The 922-nt window shown below is 48.8% G+C and carries 1 protein-coding gene and 1 pseudogene; both read right to left on the reverse strand.

Annotation, left to right across the window (positions count from 1 at the left end):
- Positions 1–410, reverse strand: a pseudogene (locus tag ACTXGO_RS14810) (NADH oxidoreductase (quinone) subunit F); the annotation flags it as partial.
- Positions 407–916, reverse strand: a complete 510-nt coding sequence (gene nuoE / locus ACTXGO_RS14815; protein ID WP_317200283.1) for an NADH-quinone oxidoreductase subunit NuoE — start codon at positions 914–916, stop codon at positions 407–409. The gene nuoE and the pseudogene ACTXGO_RS14810, both read right to left, overlap by 4 nt.
- Positions 917–922 lie beyond the last annotated feature (6 nt).

Consider the following 922-nt stretch of genomic DNA (forward strand, 5'->3'; position numbering starts at 1 on the left):
AACGGTAGGCGCTCCATTAACAAGCGATCTTTAAAGGTGCCCGGCTCCATCTCATCAGCGTTACAAATAAGATAGCGTGGCAAGCCATCTGGTGGCGACATAAACGACCATTTGAGACCAGCATTAAATCCTGCGCCGCCGCGGCCTCTAACATTGGCCGCTTTGATCATGTTTTCAACGTCTTTAAACGGCTTATCTAGTGCCTTTTTTAGCCCATCAAAGCCTTGTAGCGACTCATATGTGGCTAAATCAAGTACGGCGTCATGATGCGCAAGACGCCATGTAAGCGGCATAGTTTCGCTAGTGGCGCTCGCCTTGTCGCCATAGATGGGGATACGTTGCTCATTGAGCTGGCTTGGCGCTTTGCCTTGCCCGCGCTGAGCGATCTGTTCAGATAAGGTCAGTCTCATGCGTATAGCTCCAGTAGTTGCGCGACCTCAGTAGGCTCAATAGGACCATAAGTGTCCTCATCGATGAGCACCGCAGGGCCTTTATCACAATTGCCCAGGCAGCAAATCGGCAACAAGGTAAAACGGCCATCAGGCGTTGTTTGCCCATATTCGATACCCAATTGCAAGCGTAGCTCAGCCGATAGCGCTTCGTACCCTGTCAAGTAACAGGCTACAGAATCACAAATCAAAATCACGTGACGACCAACAGGCTGACGATAAATACGATTAAAAAAAGTAGCGACGCCGTCCATATCAGTCACGGGAATATCTAAAAGGTTGGCAATAGCGTTCACTTGAGCGTCACTTACCCAGCCGTTGCGCTTTTGCACGATTTTGAGGGCGTCTAATGAGGCGGCGCGAGCATGCGGGTAATGATGCATAAACTCGTGAATAGCATCAATCTCACTTACGGTCAAAATACTAGCCACATCTACTTTTGGCATTTTGTCAGAAACAATTCTCATAATCTC

The sequence above is a fragment of the Psychrobacter sp. T6-1 genome (genome assembly GCF_052258445.1).